Source organism: Pedobacter sp. PF22-3 (assembly GCF_026239555.1).
Taxonomy (GTDB): domain Bacteria; phylum Bacteroidota; class Bacteroidia; order Sphingobacteriales; family Sphingobacteriaceae; genus Pedobacter.
On the sequence record NZ_JAPIVP010000011.1, the window covers coordinates 1 to 20,504 of the forward strand.

Sequence of the window (20,504 nt, forward strand, 5' to 3'; positions counted from 1 at the left end):
GACGTAAGTAAACGCCAATGAACTAAAAATGAACTCTTCCAGCAGTAGTAGGCAGGGCAGACAGCAGGCATAGGCAAGCTGCCTGCTTTATGGCAACATAACCATAAATACCCTAAATGTTTACCTTAAAACAACCCATTGTTTACCTTTTAGGTAACCAATAGGTAACTAATGGGTAAAGAATAGGTAACCAATAGGTAAAGAATAGGTAACCAAAGGGTAACCCAGGGGTAAGCTTGGTACCAGCAAAGGGTAAACAACAGGTAAAGCGGGGGTAAACAAAACCGGCCTTTTTATTCACAAAATCTGGTTACCCATCAGGGTTGCTGATCCGGCAAGTTGAAAACTTAACGGGTACATCGAAGATACCTGTAGCAGCAATGCCATCGATGTAACGAATGTTGCCCCGACCCAATGCGCACTTTAAGTGATCAAAGACTGTATCAAAAGTACAATCTACCAGTTAGGGCGGCATTTTATTCCGTTTTTCCGTCATCCGATGGCTATCGAATCCCGCGCAGGCGCTATCGTGTGGACACATCGCTGTTAGCCTTAATTATGAACCAGCATAGAAATGCCTTCCATATTCATTGGCGTTTTGAACGCATAGCAAATCATATTTTAATTTCCTACGGTAATAATGGTTCCGGAACTAGTGATGACCAAACCGTATTTGATAGTCTAGATACTACCAAAAAGAGGCTTGAGTCAATCAATGGAAAGATGGATTATAGCCCGGTTTTCAATGAGATCAGAATCCAGTTACCAGCCAAAACGGATTATCAGCGACAAAATACCAGTAAAGTCCCAGATTATGGCTCTGAGTTCAGCGTATTCGATATTACCATAGTAGAACTTCTATCACAGGGGGTTCCACAAAAACATATTCCCGAAATTTTGCACTCCAAAAATTTACGCCCGTCAGGTTTAAGCAGCGTTGAAAAAAGACTGAATTTCATCAGAGAAAAATATTCGTTGAATAGCACTTCAGAAATTGTGGCCTTTTTTAAAGACCATCGGTTAATCTAACAAGCCTAATTAGCATGCCGTATCATGGTCATTTAGAGATCGCCGCACCAGCATCTTAAAGTAGAGAAACTCCAAACCTTCAGGACTGGTCACCGTGATCATCATCCATCCGATCTTGTTCAACCAAAGATCTGATCACCATTTTATCCCATGCCAAGTCATACAGCCAGAAAACTAACTCTTTTTTACTTTCAGTAAAACACACCTGAACAAAATATCCTCCGTAAATGCCAATTTGAACAGCAGACAGTTCATAATGTTCCCTCCAGTACAACGCCTTTGGATCATAATCCAGTTTTCCACGCCGGTGTTCCAGTAGTGTAGGCCGCTTTGCTCCCTGCCTGATCTCTTCAATTGCAATCATGACCAAAGGGGTACAGGCCAATATCGAATGCTCGGCAGCCACACCGATCGACATTACAGTTCCTTGTTTGATCTCCATCGGCGCATGGTTAGGCACGGCCCTCCAGATCGGAATTGTAAGGTAAACGCCATCTATAAGGTATAATGCCATGGATAGATGCTCATCGGGAATGCCCCAGTTCAAGGGCTTTCCCAGACGGGATTTAACCTGGGCAAAGGTATCTCCGATTTTAACCCCGTAAATTTCATCCTCATACTGCACTCCCGCATTGCTATGATTGGCCAATACTCCATCAACCCTGTTCCAGTGCCTGTTATAATAAACCTCCAGCCCATGGCTCCAATATTGTTCCTGAATACCAACTGAGCTTTGGGACGGCCCCAGAACCTTCTTTACCTTTTGTCTCGACCAACCCAGCGAAAAGATATCGGCAACAACATCTGCTGTCTTTGAAGGTTTAGGCACCATGAAATCAGGCTTTTTTCCCAGTATAGGCTTTATAATTTCTGGTTCATCAAAAACCGTCCTCAAAAGTGCTATATACCGCTCCTCAAAAGTGGTATCATCAGAAAAATCAATGTATAGATAGGAACTCAGCAGCATCGGGATACAATCCTGATACCTGTCTCCGCGTAAAATCGGTATAAATTTAGTATCTGTTAACGACCGTGAGAGAATAGAGGCCAAAATCTGGTACTCATAGCCTATTCCCCCGCGGCGATCCTCAGCCTTACTTTTATATCCCTCTGACATCACCAGGATAACTTTATCGGCGTGTTCAATCTGTTCCATAAAATGCAGATTATTTGCGCCCGGTTTGAGGTCATACCTGTCAAAATACAAATCTACACCGTCCGCAACCAAACGGTTTGCCAGTCGCAAAACCCAATCCTTATGCGGTTCATTGTCCCAGCTATAATGCAAAAATATCTTCAAATGGTCTTTATTTAAAGTGTTTTAAATAGTATCTAATTTAAATTTAATAAAGCAAGGTAATCAAAACTTATAAGTTCGAAGCTCGTTTATTAGTTTGTGAAAATTGAAACCTTCGGCAATGGTAAAATGCGAAAAGTGATCTTGTATTACAGTGTTATGATACATTTTATTGCCTGTTTCTTCCCCACTAAATACCTCTTACTGCCGATATCTACAACAATATCCTACACCAAATCCGCTGACTGCCGCATTATTTGCTTCAACCGAAATTAAATCGTGGCTCATAATATAAAACACCCACTGTAGAAGATAATAAATTTTTGATCTCGTCTTTAGTTATGAGTCCTACCCAGAAATCTAGGTATATGTTAAGTAAGTCCAGAGTGAGCATCAGGCAATGGTCTCTTTTGGTACTGAAGCTTAACAGGTCCGCTGGAAATGCTTTTTCCTTTCTATCTTTTGGTGCGAGATCTTTATAGGCATTTACAATCAAAATTCCTTTGGCAACTATATTGTTATCTATTCCATAATTGCTCACCCATTTTTCAAGCTGCATGCCATTAGCCGTTGAAGCAGACTTGGTTAATCCCTTAATCTCTACTACCGCTGTAAAGTCATCTTCAAGGATATTAAGGTCATCGTTATTACCATCGGGTACAACAACCTTAAATCCGAAATTCCGAAATACGTCTTCTACAACCTGCTCCAAGGCATTATCACCTGCGAATAACAAGCGCTTGATTTCTGAAAATTTCTCTAGCTGCTTTTCGTTTTCAATAATTTTTGATTCAAGTTCCGCTTTCTCTTTTTCAAGCTCTTTCTTAATAACCACATACTGTTGCTCATTACCGATAAGATACTTTTCTGCCCAGGCAGGTACTTTTAAAGCTGAGCTGTCCTTACTGGCTTTATCATACAACTGCTGAATATCACTTAAGAAATCACGTGTCGTAATATGGTCAAAAGACGGCTGATACATTGCTTCCGGTAATCCGTATATCCATCCCTTCCCAACTTTGAACTTAAAACCTGCATACCCATTCCCTCTTTTAGGTTTAAAGATCGGTGTACCAGCAACTTTGTTCCACAAAAACTGGTATTTAAACCAGAAATGACTATGAAGCGCTTCAAACTCATGGAGCGGGGCAAATTCTTTCCCGACCTTGTGCTGGAGATCAAAATCATTCGCATCCAACATCATGAGCGAAAACTCATTTTCATTGCTCATCTGGAAACCTTCCATTGGTTCTACCAGATTAATTGATGGTATCTCGTCCACAAATAGTAGCACCAAACCGCCGTGGTTGAAGAACATGCTCAACTCTGCTTTGGTCCATTCCAGCAAAGCGTCGAGTTCCAGCTGTCTCGGGCGATGTACCAATTTTAGCAGATCACCCAGTTCTCGGCTCAACTTGGATACCTTCACCAGCAGAACCTCGAAATCCGAAAAATTCTGGTTACTGAAATAATCGATTTTTTCTACCTGAAAAGTATCGACAACATCTCCTATCTGACCTATTTTAATTTTTATATCCGACATGCCTAATGAGCTATTAATTAGATCTGTCAATCTAGCAAATTTTACCCAACCTAGCAATATTACCCATTTGAAATAAAAATCTGGTTAACATGGGTAATTCTAAATTATAATCGATTCTCGGATCGCCAATATACAATATTTCATACTGGGCATACTGACATTATTCTTTATCACCATCCTCCTTTTTGAGCTCCGATTGGAACTCCATTTCTACATACTCCTTATAATCAACCGCACTCAGTTTACCCAAAAGTTCGAGATATTCCTGTTTGATCTTCGCATCAAGAAAAGGATTTCCTGCAACTATCGCGGCCAATTCTAATGGATTTTCAAACATATCCAATACCTGGGTATAGATAGAAACCATGCCCTTTTCACGGATATCTCGATGGATACTAAACTTTAAAAATTCCTTAGAATCTTTACTGGTAATATATTCTTTCATTTTTTCCACCAGAGCAGGCTCGAATCTCCATCCTTTAGTGCGCCCTACCAGCGAATCATAATTGAAATATTCCCTTGCCCCATAAAAAATCCATAATACATCGTCATTAAGTCCATGACTGCTTTCTGCATAATTTCTAAAATAGGATAGCTGATGGGTAGCCAGTTCATCAGCCGAAAGTACAAAGCCCCCCTTTTCTTTTAAATGAAAGATCAATTCATTCTCAAATAGGTAAGGCGCTATAGCGGCAGAAAATAAACTATTAATAAATTCTTTATAACGGGTTGGATGCTCCTTATAAAATTTATCAATGATTGAATTATTGTAATTAAATATCTTACTAATCAATGATTCATAGTTGAACCTAAACATACCTTCCTTTTCGACAAAAGTCCGTCCAAAGACAAATATCCAGCGGATCACCTGTTCAAACTCCATTCTATTTTTAAAACTCTCCTCCTGCAGCAACCTTGTCATCAACTGCTTATGCAGATTATGGCTCGCGCAGTACTGCATAAAAGCAACCATATCCCCGGGGCTTTTGGCCGCCTGATATTCATTATCCGAAAGATCAGTTTGCGAGAGGCGGTAGCGGAAGTAAATCTCAAAATAAAGTGGATAAGCAATCGAATTTTTCGCCTCTGGCCGGTTGTATCTATTTCCATTGAACAGGGCTTGAAAAAGCGCATCCACCAGCTCAATATCGTCAGCGGAAAACTTACCCATTCCCTGCAGATATTCCCGGAATACTGTTATTCCTTCTGTACGATCTTTAAAACTTTTCTCCTTCGCCATACGTGGCGAGAAATGTTGCTGATGGCTGGCCATAAGGGGCTGCTCATATAAAAACCGGTCATGATGGGTATAGATCAAATCATATATGTCTGTGAAACGGAACTTGATCAGTTCCAAAAGCAAAAGGCATTGAAAATCGACCTCTTTTCCTATTAATTGGTAGGCAATTTTAAAGGTATTCAGGAATCTGACCACATCCCTGCCCTGGCGAAGTACTTGGCCATAAGCACGGCCATAGATATCTTTAAAACCGAAGGGGATCATCTCTTTTTCAAACACAGCATAATGTTCTTCACTAAGTATCACTTTAAGTTCGTTGCTGAGTGATGAAAGAAGATTATCAGCTTCACGTTTTGGAAGCAGGATTTCCAGCTGGAAAATCTTATCCAGGTAATCCCCTGCCGAATTATTAAGCGAATCAATAGCACCCTGAACATATCCCTTATCATAGCCAACCAAATACACCACATTAGAAAAACTGGCAGTATTGCGGATCAACCTGAGCACCTCAATAATTTCTGCGGGATAAAGCCTGTCCAGATCATCAATAGTTACCACCACTTTTCTACCTGTTGCGCCCAGCATTTTATTGATCTGCTGGTATTCACCGGAACTCTGAACCCCTCCTTGTTTCCTAAAAAATCCCAGCCAGTTCAGCAGTGAAAGTGATCTGGTATCAAAACCGGCAAGCCTGCGTCCGTAACTGTAGATCAGCGAGGATATTTTCAGGTCCACCTCAGCTATCCTTGAAGCAAGCAGATCAAATAACTCCTTACGGATCATCTGGGGGTCTGAAGCACGCCATGGATCAAAAACCACTTGAATCACATCCTTCCTTTTAAGTTCGAGGTTAATAAGGTTCAAAAAAGAAGTTTTCCCACTACCATAGGCACCTAAAATCCCAATAGCAAAAGATTTTGTGTTTTTGGTCTCTAAAACCAGTTTTGCAATCGCAGCAGCTGCCTCCTTACGATGAAAATGATCCTGCTCTGCAGTAACGACGGCATTATCCTCAATAAAACCTGTTGATAAAGACTCACCTTCCAACTTACTCGACTCCTTAAAAAACAGAGAATTCATTAAAACCGTAAGGATGACAAAGCCGAATAGCAAATCAAAATAACCCAATTCCTGCAAAATCACTAACGACTTGAATTTCCAGAAAGAATTATACTTTTCCAGTAGATAAAATACGACGATAAATAGGAAAGCCTGGAGTAGAAATTCACTGCTTACCCGCTTCGCAGTCCAAAACCCTGCTATAGCTAATACCCCGATCAATAAAAGATCCTGATAAAAATTACTTTCAAAATGAGAAAATATAGGAGTTACCAATATCGCATCTAGCAGATTGGATACCGGAAGCCTAAAAAAAAGTAGAATCAGGAGAAAAATGGCCACTGCAAGTGACGGAAAAGCATTGAATTTTAATTTAAGCATTGAGCGTTTTATCAGGTAAATAATTTTATAAATAAGCTGGGTATAGAAAAGAAAATAGAAGATAAAAATATTCTATAAAAACCACTATACAAAATAACCAGCAATGACATATCAATCAATATCCCTTCGGATAAAGGTCCTTTCAAAAGAAAGCCATAACGCACTAATTACGTTTAACAATTTCAATAAAAACAATCACAACTAAATAATTAAAGAATACTCAAAATGAGTACGGAATAAACAATAGGTTCACTGTTACTCAAAAGATATACTTATCCCGAATTTCGCTACCTGATATACAATTAGCCAAAGACATGTCCCCCCGTAAAACAGGCAAAGCTGTAACGCCTGTCAAAGTTCGGCTATTTGATTCGTCTTGAATTACGGTTTTCCATACTTATAGTTGGCCAACAAAAAAGCACAGTTACAACACACCGTTTCCGACCCTACACAATGAATAATCTTTCTAGAAAAATTGTAAAAGTAGATTAAATGTGGGCTAACTTTATCTTGTACCAAATAATTCTAAAATTAATCACATTTAACAGATTGGGAAAAATCAAATTAAGAACCTAGAAAGTTACCTGATAAGTTTTTGGAAACTATACAGACCTGCAATAAATTAAACTTTGCTAATCTAACATTCGAGCGGTGTTTTTCAATACATTCAATTACAGAAAAATTATATTAGTTATCATAAGTATCCGTGAATCAGCAGACACAAACCTGAGAAAAGATCTCTATCAACTTTTTGGAGGTATTTGCTTGTCATCCGCTTATGCGTTAGATTATCCAAAAGAATCTTAACATTCCGCAACGCTATTAGTCATTGCAATTTTATATCTTTATTTCCATATATAACGCTCATGTTGACTAATGAAAATTACGATCTTGCTGCCGACCTGGCAACTGAAAACAAGGAAATACGGCTTAGCGGAAAGACGATAGGCGCTATACACTTGAATAGTAATCATTATAAGGCTACATCGCTCTACCTTCAAGATTCTCATTTTATAAAACCCTTTTACTTAAAAAACGTAGACTTAAAAAAGGGGATGTTCTTTGAGGGCTGCACCTTTCAATACGAAATCGCACTCGAAAATTTAACGTCTTCAGCTACTGAAAGCTCACCAGGTATTGAGACCAAAAACATTCACTTCAAAAACTGTACTTTCGAAGACAGTTTTATAGTAAAAAAATTTGAGGTATCACATAATATCGAATTTGACCATTGCCAGTTCAATGCTATTGCGGCATTGGAGGGAATTGTATCTGAAAACGGCGGTCTCCAGATTTCATCATCGAATTACAGCGCCGGTCTTTACATTGAGAACTGTATATTAAAAAATGACATCAAAGTTCATAAATCTACAGTATTTGAGATAATCGCGATCAGGTCCTGCAAAATGAGGAGTCTTGACCTGAATAAAAAAAATACATTTTCTGGCGGATGTCAGATCTACCATTGCGATTTTGAAGAACATATCATGTTACAAGATTCCATTTTCCAGGGAATGGTCAATTTAGTACGATGCAAAACGGTCTCTCAAGGGCTCTACCTGTTCTCCTCTAACTTTGAAAAAGGCATTTGGGTAGATTATAGGAAAAGGGAAAGTGATAGATCGAAATTGATTACAGAATACCACATCCAGGGATGTAAGTTTGCTTCAGGCTTTTTCGCCATGGGCAGCCCAGGTGATTATACCGAAAGGTCGATCATTGATAGAATATCATTACACCTAAGCGCGAATCTTTCTGGCAACATAAACTTCAACGACCTTGACGTTAATACAATTGACATTCAAGGTTTTAACAACGGCACAAATATTAGCTTTAACAATTTGGCCATAGGAGAATTGATTATTCGGGATACGATAAACCAGGGCGGACTGATTTTTTCAGGACTTCGCGCAACGAAACGCCAACGGTCAGATCAAAACGATCCCTTACTTCTTCGAAGCAACTATATTCAAATTGCCAACTCTAATCTTGGCAAAGCACTTTTTTTTCAAGCTGATTTAAGTTCATTTGACATGATTAGGATGCATAATGTTCTGCTAACTGAAATCTCATCTTCCAGCGTAGTTTGGTTCCATCCGCATACATTAGAAACCGAGCACATTGCGGAGTTAAAAAATCAGTTGAGGACAACGAAACGAAAAGGCGACATCGCGGAAGTTAGTAAAGCCAGACAAATCCTATTTCAAAAACTAGCTGAGATAAGGGAAATATATAGGCAATTAAAATTCTCAGCCCAAAAACAGGGTGATGTCCCACTGTCGCTTGAATTTCAACGTCATGAAATGCACTATTATAAAAAGTCGGTCGCAGTAAACCGCCCCATAAAATGGAGTGAGTATCTGATCCTGATTAGTAGTATGAGCAACGATTTCGGGCAAAGCTGGTTAAGGGCATTATTGGGGCTGTTCATATTTTCGATTATAAGTTTTTTACCAGTAGCATTTTTCAGCACCAAATATCTGGACTATAACCATTTTTTAAATTCTATTGATGATATCCCAGCCAATATACATGCTATCCGCGATAATCTAAAAATGTGGGCAATACTGGTAAATCCTGCTCACAGAACCAAGGACTTAAGTGAAAACATAGATAAATTTCCTTCAGTATTATATCTTTTTGATCTTTTCAGCAGGATTGGTATCTCTTATTTCTTATTCCAAATGATCAGCGCATTTCGAAAATTCAGTAAATAATAATCGACATTTTACCAGTGCCAAAACAAAAACTCTTTTTGCGAAACTGAATTCCAACCGTAACCAAAGATTAATGCTGACTAATTTGTGAATTCGCACCTATACTTTATTTTTACAGTATCAACGACTTTTAACGCTCAAATATGTTTTGGAATAAATTTTTAGAGGTTTCTGATCCTATCAAAAAATGGACAAGTTTTGTTCAGTTATTTATCGCACTTGGCGCAGCGCTGTTTACAATTTCAAATTTTTTCGGTTCTTTTGTATTAACTTTTATTCCTTCGGAATACATTCCATTTACAAGAGGTTTTATACTTTACCTTTGTATCCTGTTTTTAGTTTTCCGTGTAACAGGCTTAGTGCTACACGAAAAAACAAATGGTGATAACCGTAGGGAAAGGTCTTCCTATAAATACTCAAAATCCCTTCGTCGCCTGGCTAAGATGATAAGAGCGATATCATTGCTAGGCATATTAGTTGCCATGTACTTTTTCTTTCAACTTCATTCAAGAATTAGCAAAAGTTGTCAGGAAGATGAAAAAAAACTGGCAATAATGGTTGCTAAATTCTCCGATAAACAAGACTTAGGTTTTGTTGGCCAGATGATGAACGACTTGCATTCAAAAATCTCCGATACGAGCGTAGTCATTGATAAATTAGACAAACACTTAGCGGCTATTTCAGAATCAGAATTAAAGGATTCGATTATTACCTTTTCAAAATGTTATAAAAAATCAATGCTTATCTTTGGCTCAAGAGATATTTCTGACGGCGTTTTCTTCTGTAATATTTATTTACACAACATCATGAATAATTGCAGTTCCTTCAAGTCAGGAGATACATTGATTAGAGTTGAAGATCCAAAAATTATTGAATTCAAGACCGCACTGAAACAAGTGGATGTTGTCAGTGATTTGGTCAAGTCTTTACTTTATTCAAGCCGCTGTGAGCATCAAGCAGCAATTAAAATTATAAATATCATTCGCACAAAAAATTTGACGATAAATAATTCAAAAATTCTCGCTTACTGCAATTTACTTAAGGGCAATAGCTTTGTTAGATTAGGTCAGATCGATAGTGCCAGGAAAAGCTATCTGGAAGGATTAAAATCCCAACCTCAAAATAGTTTAATTATTACAAATTTATCCAGAATAAGCAAAATAAAGGTTCAAACCCAAGATAACGAACGGGTCAAAAATTCACCTGAGTTAAGCAAAAAAGAAATTGGTACTCTTCTACAACCAATAAAAAGTCCTTCGCAGGAAACAGTGCAATTTAAGAAAGCAGTTATGTCATTCACATTTCCGATGGATAAGGTATTTAAAGATAATGTTGATTTTGAGCGCACTTTTTCGGTTGGAGAGGACGCCTATATTTTCAAAGGCGGTGAAAAAATCGATTCCATAAAAATGAAAGATGGCAATTTTGTATATTTCTACACCTTATTGCCAAACCCTAGCATGAATTATATAAAAATGGATTTGAAAAGCTGTAGGAATGGTATTTTTTCATTTTTAGTAACTGACAAATTCGCCAAGGTTGACGTCACGAAGATGCGTGCAACACTCACGTTTATTTTTCCAGATAAAAGCAAATACCGTTTAAAACCCTATCAAGTTAAATTTCTTAAATAAAAAATCTAATCTTCGCAACCCTTGATATTGCTGTTTCTAATGTCGGGAAAGAATCGTGGTAAGCACCTCAGGTTTGGTATTTTAAACCTTCAAGTGGCTCATCTTAAAGGAGCGGATTTCTTTGCTATTTCTGCCATGTTACGGTGACAATTTCACATGAAATGTTGTTTTATCTTATACCTGGAAAAAATATTTCTTGAATCTTTACGTAAACAATATCTTGCACCTGAATGATACCATTACACGAACGCTTACCTGTAAACCTTTTAGCAGCAAGTTTCAACAATACTTCAGCTACCTACAAATATTACTTGCTCTTATCCATTCTATCAGAATTAGAAGGAGAAAATACTGTAATACCCAAACACTGGATTTTTGCAGGTATGGTTTCACTAGCCTGGTATACCGTAAATTATTTCCATGTTTCATTCGGCAAGCAGGACCAGCTACAACGGGCCATTAGCCAGATACAAGAACTGGAAGGTATCACCATTGATGAAAAACAGGAATTGGTTAAACAGAAAATTATTAACAGCCTGAACCCATCAACTGCCAGAGCTATACAATATTTTGATCAAGAGGTACCGCACCGCTACCTGAGCCCATGGTTTGCGGAATTGAAAGGAAACCGTGCTGAGATATACCGCTGTTCAGCAAATTTTGAAAACGATTGCCCCTATGCCCTTAATGAGCAAAACCTTACCATCAACCCGCGGTGGCATGGTTACCTGGTTGAGCATGCCGGTATTTTAAAGGCATTTTGTTACTGGCACCTGAGCCTTTACCTGCAGAAACACAACCCCAACGTTCCTGATATCCCATATAAACTGATTAAACCTGCGCGCAGGAACAAACCTCTTAAAACAGCGTAAATTCTGGAACAGGTTTTTAGACCATACCGGCCCGCTGGATTGTATATACACACATAAAAAACTAACACATGGCAGCTTCGCCGTTGAACATTTTATCCCCTACTGCTTTGTATCGCATGATCTGATCTGGAACCTCATCCCGGCCGATCCATCATTTAACAGCCGGAAGAATAACAAACTGCCCAGGATGGAAGATTACTTTGAAGGGTATTACCGGCTGCAAAAAACAGCTATCGAAGTAATGACTGGAAATTACCCTAACGAACCCATGCTGGAAGATTACCTGAGCCTGTTTCCGAACGCTGATCCGCAGAAATTGCCTGAAAAAGACTTTAAGAAAAGGTTTTCAGAGAATATACAGCCTTTGCTTACCATTGCAAACAATAATGGTTTTGAATATACGCGCAAGTATACCTTCTAAATGAAGGATAATAATTTCGATAGGATATTAGTAAAAAGGAAATTAATTATTGTTTGTCATTTCTCCTAGCTATAATGTTGATGGGGTACTTTAGGTTTTTGAAGATTATACAACAGACCTAAAGCATTTCAAGGGCCTTGAAGAAAGGAAAGTGCAGTGGGTACATATCAAAGGTATAGGGACTACGGCCAACATCGCTCGCGAAGAATTTATCAAAGTCGATAATACGGGATTCTTGAAACAAAATATTACAAGAGGTGATGAATATTTAACAAGCTTTATTTCCGGTAAGAAAGAGCGCGGGGAATCTCGGGCAGTTTCCAATACAAACTTGCGGATAAGGAAAAGTGATCAGTCTTTTATCTATGCAAAGCGATGATCATATCTATGGTCGGTTACTTTGTATTTATGGTGATTGCAGGAAATAATATTTCCAGAAAATTAAATTTATATATTTGTTTCAAAAATATATATGAGAACAAAATTTACGCTTGACCAACTTTCCAACGATTTAGAAACGATTTCAACAAATGAACTTTTTAGGACTTTGGGGGGGCTTCAAGATGGCCAACCAACCTACCAGTACGCTATTGATCCCAATGGAAATCTTTATTGGCGTATTGAAGGAAATGATACGTGGACGGCTTGGAGCAACTTAGGAATTACAGTAACTCCAAATGGAGAATCTCAACCAGCACCTCCAGCATTTGATTTCACAAATTATGGCTTAATCGGAGGTTTTTGGCCATCTCAAGGGGGCGACTCAGGCGGTGGATCAGGTGGCGGATCAACAGGAATTGGAGGAACATCTCCAGGTGGGGAAACTACACCTGTAGGTCAGCTGAAACCAACAGCGATGATTCAGGGACATAGTGGGATGACTGCGGTTGATGTTGTTGGCATGATTAATACTGCTTATGGATTGGCTGCAACATTTGCCGCGACAGCTTCGGTAGCAGCTAGTCTTGAATCAAAAACTGCTTTTGCAACGGTTTCGCGGGTTTTTGGTGTGGTAGATGTGGCTCTTAATGTAATTGAGCTTTTTGATGCAGAAGCAGACGCCAAACATCGTTTGGAAGATTTAGGTCAGATAGGAATAGGAATTGCATTATTGTTCGCGGGTCCGGCTGTAGCTGTGGCTGGAGGTATAGGTTTAGCAGCATGGGAACTCTATGAATACCAAAGGGATCACAGTCAACCTAATTACTGATCTTTCAACGATGATTATTCAACTCTATAAGGTAATTTATAATTATTTTTTAAATAAGGATGGCTATAGTAGATTGCTGCCATTTCTAGCCTCGACAATTATTGCTGCCCTAATTATGGTTACCCTGATCGGTCTTTTATCACTGGCGGGTTTAATTTTAAACTCTTCATTCTTATACATCAGGAATTTTAGTAAAGGAATTTCTTTAATTTTATTATTGACCTATATACTTTGCTTTAATTTTTTCTTCTTTTATATATTGAACATACCATTAAGGGGGGAAAACATGGATTTTACATTTAATATATCTACCGAAGTGGTAAAAATTGTGAAAAGCACGATTATTTGCATATCAATTTTAGCCTTTTTGTCAATAGCATTTTATATAATAAAGGTCAAGGCTCTCAATTAAGAACTATAATATAGTTAATTAATAAATTACAATTGTCAAATTTTCGTTATGGTAAATTCTCACATATATTTATGGGAATTTACCATACTATGTCGCTTACGCCATAGTATTTCGAATTAACTTGATATTCTATCAAATATTTCAGTCTATATTTATCATTAAGATATTCCTTTATCAAATTACCTTTGTATGTTTTTTAAAAAATTCCCCATTGATCGCCAACTTGATATGATGGACTGTGGACCTTCATGTTTGAAAATGATTTCACAGTACTGGGGGAAGTTTTATTCGTTGCAGTATTTAAGAGATATGTGCGGTTTGACTAAAGATGGTGTTTCGTTTGGAGATATTAGTCATGCAGCTGAAAATATTGGGCTTCGATCTATCGCATTCAAGTGTACATGGGATGACCTGATTACTAAAGTTCCACTACCTGCAATTGTTCATTGGAAGGATAGTCATTTTGTTGTAGTACATAATGTTAAGCGAAATTCCTTTCATTTCGCTATTTCGAACTTTTTCAAAAAGAGACTTTTGAGATTAACAAATACTGATGATGATATCATCATCAGCGTTGCCGATCCAGCGATGGGTAAAGTTAACTATGATAAAAAGACTTTCACATCTAAATGGATCGCTGCTAATAGTAATAAAGGCAAAATTATGGTTTTCGAACCGCAAGCTGATTTTTATGAAAGACAAGCAGGTGAAAAGATAGAAAGGCTAAAAACTTTTGAAAATTTTTTCGGATACTTCAAGCCATATAGTAAAAGTTTTTCGAATTTATTGATCGTCATGCTTCTTGTAACTATACTTCAGGGTATTTTACCTTTCATAAGTAAAGCAGTCATCGATGTGGGAATTCGTACACAAGATACAACATTCGTTAATATTCTTTTATTTGGGAACATTATGATTGTGATAAGTATCTTATTTAGCAACATTGTAAGAGACTGGATCTTGGTGCATGTAACTTCGAGGGTTAATATCGCTCTGATTTCAGATTATCTTATAAAACTCATGCGTCTGCCAATTACATTTTTTGAAAACAAACAGCCGGGAGATATTTTACAAAGAGCGCAGGACCACGAAAGGATCCGCTCTTTTTTAATGGGAAATTCAATAAGTATGATTTTTTCAAGTCTTACATTTACAGTCTTTTCAATCATTTTATTTTTTTACAACACTACAATTTTTTATATTTTCATTTTAGGAACATTGCTTTACATTTTTTGGATCATTTGGTTTTTAAATATTCGCAAAAAATTAGACTGGGAATTATTTGAGTTGACGAGTAAAAACCAGACTTATTGGGTTGAAGTTATATCCGCTATTCAGGATATAAAACTAAACAACTATGAGAAGAAGAAACGTTGGAAGTGGGAAGAACTGCAAGCGAGACTTTATAAAATAAATCTTCGGCTTGTAAGTATAACAAATACGCAAAATTTAGGGGCTCAATTTATTGATCAAGCTAAAAATCTTTTTATTACCTTTTACTGTGCTAAATCTGTTATTGCGGGTGAATTAACTTTTGGCACAATGATCTCAGTACAATTTATTATAGGTATGTTAAGCTCGCCGATAGGGCAATTTTTGCAATTTGTTGTCGCCTATCAAACTGCAAAATTAAGCTTCATGAGAATTAATGAGATACAACAACTAGCTGATGAGCATGATGATGTTGGTAAAAACAACATCGTCTTACCGGAAAATAAAAGTCTCATTGTTAACAATCTTGCCTTTCAATATACACCTGCAGGAAAGTATATTCTTCAGGGTATTCGAATTTTGATTCCAGAAAAAAAAATAACTGCTATAGTTGGGGATAGCGGTAGTGGAAAATCCACGCTACTCAAGCTTCTGTTAAGATTATATAAACCCACATTTGGAGAAATCCGTATAGGTGATATGAATATCAATAATATAAATTTACGAGAATGGAGGGATAGCTGTGGAGCCGTCATGCAGGACGGGAAAGTTTTCAACGATACCATTTTAAATAACATTATTCTTGACGATGAAAAAATTAACTACGAAAGACTAAAGATTGCCGTACATACCGCTAATATAGCGCAAGAAATCGAATCGATGCCATTGGGTTATGAAACGCTTATTGGAGAAGCAGGAAAGGGATTAAGCGGTGGGCAAAAGCAGAGGTTATTAATTGCCAGAGCTTTATATAAAGATCCTGAATATCTATTTTTTGATGAAGCTACGAACTCACTTGATGTAATCAACGAACAGAAAATAACTACCGCCTTAGACGCAGTTTTTAAGAACAAAACGGTAATAGTTGTAGCTCATCGACTTTCAACAATACGTAAAGCAGATCAAATCATAGTTATGCGAGGTGGAATGGTCGTCGAAGTAGGGAATCATGAGTCTCTTATAACAAGGAAAGGACGCTATTGGGAACTGGTAGATTCACAATTAAACTCGCTCAATAATTAACAATTTCCACAATTTCCTATATGGTGAATCATAATATATGACTTACAAAGAAACTGATGAACAATCATCGAATAAATTTAAAGAAACTCGATCTGATGAGGTTTCGTACATAATCGAACGCATGCCTATCAATTTCGGTTGGGCAATATCTTCGATTATATTATTGCTCCTAATTATTCTGGCATATTTTGGGTTTGCAGGAAGATATCCAGATGTTGTAAGTGGAAGAATTACGATAAATAGCGATGTAACTAATGTGAAATTAGTTGCTCATGCAAATGGCAACTTAAAATTTATAAAACCTTATTCTTCCAAAGAAATTAAAAAAGGAGAAGCTATTGCTTATATAGAAAATTCTACGACACCAGAAAAGGTGGATATGGTAATGACTGCGTTACTAGGAATAGATCCACTTGTAACAGACATTAAAAGAATAAAAAATCAATTTCCTCAAAATTATTCTTTAGGAGAACTAAATTCTAAATATTATTCTTTTATAAATGCATTGAACCAATTTTCAAATCACATAACAGATGGAGCTTATAACCAAAACAAGAAAAACACAGAGATCATTTTAAATGAACAAAAAAAAGCAGTAAATAATGCTGAAGATCAAATATCGATCGCTAAAAAAAATTTAGCATACGCTTTAAAATTCTACAAAAGAGATTCAATGCTTTATGCAAAAAGAGTTATCAGCGAATCTGAGTTTGACCAAACTCAGATAAATTTTTTAGCTGCAAAAGATAGGTTAAGTCAAGCATCAGCAAGCCTCTTGCAGGTTAAACAAATGTCACAAAAAAGTATTCAGCAATTAGACCAAACAGAAATTGAAGATCCAGAGAAAGAGAGAGAATTACGGATTAATTTGTTAGGAGAATATAATAACCTAATTGACAATATTAAAGTATGGACTCAAAAATATGTTTTTGTAGCACCCTTCAGCGGAAAACTTCAACCACTTCTTTTTTTAAATGAAGATCAATTCATTGAATCTGGTATTGAGGTATTTAGTGTTATTCCTAAAGCAAATCTACCATATGGACAATTATCACTTCCTGCTGCCGGCGTGGGTAAAGTCGCACTTGGGCAAGTTGTTGTCTTGAAACTAGATAACTATCCGTATTTGGAGTATGGTATTATTCATGGTAAAGTCACCAACATTTCGCAAGTTTCTAAAACTCAAAAAACTGAAGATGGAGAAATAGAAGTATATCTAGTTCGGGTTGACTTTCCCCTTGGATTAAAGACAAAATATGGAGACAAGCTGGATTTCAAATTTGGCATGAAGGGGGTCGCCGAGATCATTACTAATGACAGAAGTATCTTTGCAAGAATTTTTGAAAACATCAAATATACCCTAAAATAATCACCTTGTTAGTTATATTTTACTATTAAAGTATCCTGCAATTTAATACTTGGGACTAGTTAAGCTGAAAATCAGTATATGGCTGAAATTCATGAATAGTAGTATAAGAGATTCATCCAGGTGAATTTTTAATCTGTTTAAACAAATAGGTTTGGCTACTGAGTTATTTTGCACTAATTAACATGGATATTTACAATCTAATTATTGCTTATGCTGAGTCGAAGGGTGTAACCAGTCCAGATCCTAACTTGAGTCTTATGGAGTACTGTCGTGATCTAGACTAAGGAGGCTTGAAAGGCTTTAAAGGCTATAGGTCTCTAAAAAACAAAAACCGTGTTGAAGCGAATATGTTAAAAGAACAGAATAATACATCTGCCACAACTTAAGTCAAATCCTGCTTATAATGAAAAAAATCATACTCATAGTATCCATTTTACTGCTAGGTATTTTTTACAAAATTAAATGCCCAAAACCGTTTAGATACCCTCAGCTTGTATAAAGCGGCTTTAAAACAGATGCATTTAGATCAGTCGGTTAAATCAGTGAGACCAACAACCAGCAAGCAGCTTTTTTGAACATATCAATTTGCCTAACCCATCTTACGATACCCTGGATACTTCGGGTACTAAATTTTGGCATACTAAAGGTTGGGCTGGTTATCTTACTAAAATTGATACTTCAAAGATTAACGATTATACGCTTAAAACAAATTATGATTTAAAACTTTTAAACCGAATGATACAAGGAATGTTGCCATAACTTTCTCTCCGGTTATTTTTAACAGCGCCAATGATAAAGCATTATTTCTGATAAGATATACTCGTGCGGGGGCCGGCGGTGCAGTTGTTTCCGCATTATTTGAAAAATTAAATGATGTATGGACGGTAAAAGATGTATCACAGTTAATTTTAATAGACTGATTTGTTAATTCTTAACCCGGAAGTTTGGAAAGAGATTTTGGAATATCATTTTCGGCACGGGTACACCAATCAATAAGCTTTCATATTTTTAGTTTAAATGTTTTTCCTGATCAGGAGGTTTAGAAGCGAATGAGCCGGATACTAGCCATCGTGGCGGAAGATTCCATTAATGCTCCTATCCAGGATGTATTTTTCATGGAAAGATGCAGCTAAAGCTCAAAACTTTGTGGGTGTATCACCTTTTAACCTGGCACCGCTAATGTTTGTCTGCTATTAAACATCCTGAAGGCAACACGATATTTTTTTTATATTCCCTATTTCCAACATGACCGTAACGCTTAAATGCGGATATGAGCTGGACGGTTAAGCCCAGCTAAGAGGCTGTACTGTTTCTACCTTGCCGATAATGAAAAGCTGATAACTCTATTTTATATACAACTATTACTAAACCGGCTCACTACTGGTGTACTATTGAAAAATAGGCGATAATGATTTAAGCCGCGTAACGGCTTCAACAAGGGTAATTGCCATTAATACCCCTAACGTGAATACTATTGGTGCCAACTGGAAAGATTATATTGTAACGGTAAGGGATATTGAAAGCGCAACCGGATATAACCTGCTTGCTAACCTGCCACAAAATATACAGGATGTAGTGGAGAAAGCTAAAGACCCTGGTAACTAATTTAAGCCAAATAGGCACCCAGGCATAAGCCCATTTAATACTATAACAGCCGTATCACAAAAAATGATTCGGCTGTTATTATTTTTGGTAGCTTAAAAGTGTGGGATTTAGAAAATGTTTACCGTTAAAACTCAAAACCATTGGTATTTCTCTGGTTAATTTCCCCTTGCGTAGCTGGTAGCAACTTACCCAACATCAATACTGCAGTTTGCTGCACTTCTTCAATAAATGGGCTCAGATCTTTGTTATACATTTTGAAAGCCTGCTGGAAATCATCACGGTTTTTTCTGATAGCATCCGCCAATGCAGTGGCCCCGATAATAGCCAGCGAGCCGCCCATTCCTGCAGCCGGCGAAGCACAATATCCGGCATCACCCGCCAGGGCTACCCTGCCTTTGGTCCAGGATGGCATTTTAATCTGGCAGAACTGATCAAAGTAGAATGAACCGGAATTTAACAGTTCTTCTTTCAATTCGGCAGCCCTCCATCCTACCCCCTGAATTTGGGTACGCACAATTTCCTTTATCTGCTCCTGGTTACGAAAATCATATAAAATATCCTCTTGTTGCCGGAACATAAAAATGATGTCGGTTTTATTATGGTATGCATACATAGAAAGGCTTTTATTTGGCTCGGCATATAAATGATAGGCCCCCTCCTCAATTAATAACCTGTTGGCAGTGGCAATGCAAAAATAAGACCCTAAATGATAGGCAAATTCAGCTTCCTTTCCAAACCATATTTTGCGTACCACGGAGTGAACCCCATCGCAACCGAATACAAATTGATACTTACTTTCGTTGCCGTCGTTGAAGCAGACTTTCATGCCATCTTCTTCATCCACCAAGGCCAGAATTGTACTGTTAAATATAAAATTTACGGCATCTTTTACAAGATCAAACAGCATATGGAGTAAAACATCTCTTTCTATCTCAAACTCGTTTTCCGGAAGTTCGTCCAACGAAACGGTGTGTTCACTTTCATCAGCAGCATTTTTAAACTCCCATTTTTGAGGTCCGATCCTGTGGGCCTTCAGTTGATCAAGAAGCCCCATCCTTTCCATAATCCCTACCGTTTCATCTTTGATATCAACTGGTGTACCACCGGTTTTAAGATGGCTGCCCAGTTCTACTACCGTCACTTCGTATCCCATTTCTCTCATCCAATACGCCATAGTAAGGCCGGCAAAGCTTGCGCCGCATACCAGTACCTTGTTATTACATTCCATTTTGTCTTATTTAAATTAAGATGTAAAATTCTT

At 37.4% G+C, this 20,504-nt stretch carries 13 protein-coding genes; 9 read left to right on the forward strand and 4 right to left on the reverse strand.

All coding sequences use genetic code 11. From position 1 onward, the window contains the following. Positions 1-558 precede the first annotated feature (558 nt). The gene (locus tag OQX63_RS14640; RefSeq protein WP_265851598.1) at positions 559-1,029 is read left to right on the forward strand and encodes a hypothetical protein; all 471 of its coding nucleotides are present in this window, start codon (positions 559-561) and stop codon (positions 1,027-1,029) included. Between the two features lie 79 nt (positions 1,030-1,108). Here the strand turns inward: OQX63_RS14640 and OQX63_RS14645 are convergent, their stop codons facing one another. The 3 genes from OQX63_RS14645 to OQX63_RS14655 form a co-directional block, all read right to left on the reverse strand. Further along, positions 1,109-2,329, reverse strand: coding sequence for a toll/interleukin-1 receptor domain-containing protein (locus OQX63_RS14645; RefSeq protein ID WP_265851599.1), 1,221 nt, complete (start codon positions 2,327-2,329; stop codon positions 1,109-1,111). Positions 2,330-2,588: 259 nt separating this feature from the next. Then, positions 2,589-3,869 (reverse strand): hypothetical protein, encoded by a 1,281-nt coding sequence (locus OQX63_RS14650; protein ID WP_265851600.1) that lies wholly within the window; start codon positions 3,867-3,869, stop codon positions 2,589-2,591. A 160-nt stretch (positions 3,870-4,029) separates the two neighbouring features. Next, on the reverse strand, positions 4,030-6,549 hold the full coding sequence (locus OQX63_RS14655; protein ID WP_265851601.1) for a KAP family P-loop NTPase fold protein: 2,520 nt from the start codon (positions 6,547-6,549) through the stop codon (positions 4,030-4,032). An 866-nt stretch (positions 6,550-7,415) separates the two neighbouring features. Here OQX63_RS14655 and OQX63_RS14660 point away from each other — a divergent pair. The 8 genes from OQX63_RS14660 to OQX63_RS14695 all read left to right on the forward strand — a co-directional run bounded on the left by OQX63_RS14660 (position 7,416) and on the right by OQX63_RS14695 (position 19,243). After that, the gene (locus OQX63_RS14660) at positions 7,416-9,266 is read left to right on the forward strand and encodes a hypothetical protein (RefSeq protein ID WP_265851602.1); all 1,851 of its coding nucleotides are present in this window, start codon (positions 7,416-7,418) and stop codon (positions 9,264-9,266) included. A gap of 143 nt (positions 9,267-9,409) precedes the next feature. Then, on the forward strand, positions 9,410-10,900 hold the full coding sequence (locus OQX63_RS14665; protein ID WP_265851603.1) for a tetratricopeptide repeat protein: 1,491 nt from the start codon (positions 9,410-9,412) through the stop codon (positions 10,898-10,900). A gap of 230 nt (positions 10,901-11,130) precedes the next feature. Beyond that, positions 11,131-11,772, forward strand: coding sequence for a hypothetical protein (locus OQX63_RS14670; protein ID WP_265851604.1), 642 nt, complete (start codon positions 11,131-11,133; stop codon positions 11,770-11,772). A gap of 187 nt (positions 11,773-11,959) precedes the next feature. Next, positions 11,960-12,193 carry a hypothetical protein gene (locus OQX63_RS14675; protein ID WP_265851605.1) on the forward strand — a complete coding sequence of 78 codons (234 nt, stop codon included), beginning with the start codon at positions 11,960-11,962 and terminating at the stop codon, positions 12,191-12,193. 472 nt (positions 12,194-12,665) lie between these two features. Continuing rightward, the gene (locus OQX63_RS14680) at positions 12,666-13,403 is read left to right on the forward strand and encodes a hypothetical protein (protein ID WP_265851606.1); all 738 of its coding nucleotides are present in this window, start codon (positions 12,666-12,668) and stop codon (positions 13,401-13,403) included. Positions 13,404-14,004: 601 nt separating this feature from the next. Beyond that, positions 14,005-16,269, forward strand: a complete 2,265-nt coding sequence (locus OQX63_RS14685; RefSeq protein ID WP_265851607.1) for a peptidase domain-containing ABC transporter — start codon at positions 14,005-14,007, stop codon at positions 16,267-16,269. 37 nt (positions 16,270-16,306) lie between these two features. Then, positions 16,307-17,638: an HlyD family secretion protein gene (locus OQX63_RS14690; protein ID WP_265851608.1), complete on the forward strand. Its 1,332-nt coding sequence runs from the start codon at positions 16,307-16,309 to the stop codon at positions 17,636-17,638. Between the two features lie 1,464 nt (positions 17,639-19,102). Next, positions 19,103-19,243 (forward strand): hypothetical protein, encoded by a 141-nt coding sequence (locus OQX63_RS14695; RefSeq protein ID WP_265851609.1) that lies wholly within the window; start codon positions 19,103-19,105, stop codon positions 19,241-19,243. A 124-nt stretch (positions 19,244-19,367) separates the two neighbouring features. On the opposite strand, the gene OQX63_RS14700 is transcribed toward OQX63_RS14695, so the two are convergent. Beyond that, on the reverse strand, positions 19,368-20,471 hold the full coding sequence (locus OQX63_RS14700) for an FAD-dependent monooxygenase (protein WP_265851610.1): 1,104 nt from the start codon (positions 20,469-20,471) through the stop codon (positions 19,368-19,370). Positions 20,472-20,504: the final 33 nt, after the last annotated feature.

What these genes read in the sequence shown, in the direction of transcription:
- OQX63_RS14650 (WP_265851600.1), bottom strand. Translation starts at nt 3,869, where the DNA reads ATGTCGGATATAAAAATTAAAATAGGTCAGATAGGAGATGTTGTCGAT.
- OQX63_RS14690 (WP_265851608.1), top strand. Translation starts at nt 16,307, where the DNA reads ATGACTTACAAAGAAACTGATGAACAATCATCGAATAAATTTAAAGAA.
- OQX63_RS14665 (WP_265851603.1), top strand. Translation starts at nt 9,410, where the DNA reads ATGTTTTGGAATAAATTTTTAGAGGTTTCTGATCCTATCAAAAAATGG.
- OQX63_RS14655 (WP_265851601.1), bottom strand. Translation starts at nt 6,549, where the DNA reads ATGCTTAAATTAAAATTCAATGCTTTTCCGTCACTTGCAGTGGCCATT.
- OQX63_RS14640 (WP_265851598.1), top strand. Translation starts at nt 559, where the DNA reads ATGAACCAGCATAGAAATGCCTTCCATATTCATTGGCGTTTTGAACGC.
- OQX63_RS14670 (WP_265851604.1), top strand. Translation starts at nt 11,131, where the DNA reads ATGATACCATTACACGAACGCTTACCTGTAAACCTTTTAGCAGCAAGT.
- OQX63_RS14675 (WP_265851605.1), top strand. Translation starts at nt 11,960, where the DNA reads ATGGAAGATTACTTTGAAGGGTATTACCGGCTGCAAAAAACAGCTATC.
- OQX63_RS14700 (WP_265851610.1), bottom strand. Translation starts at nt 20,471, where the DNA reads ATGGAATGTAATAACAAGGTACTGGTATGCGGCGCAAGCTTTGCCGGC.
- OQX63_RS14660 (WP_265851602.1), top strand. Translation starts at nt 7,416, where the DNA reads ATGTTGACTAATGAAAATTACGATCTTGCTGCCGACCTGGCAACTGAA.
- OQX63_RS14680 (WP_265851606.1), top strand. Translation starts at nt 12,666, where the DNA reads ATGAGAACAAAATTTACGCTTGACCAACTTTCCAACGATTTAGAAACG.
- OQX63_RS14685 (WP_265851607.1), top strand. Translation starts at nt 14,005, where the DNA reads ATGTTTTTTAAAAAATTCCCCATTGATCGCCAACTTGATATGATGGAC.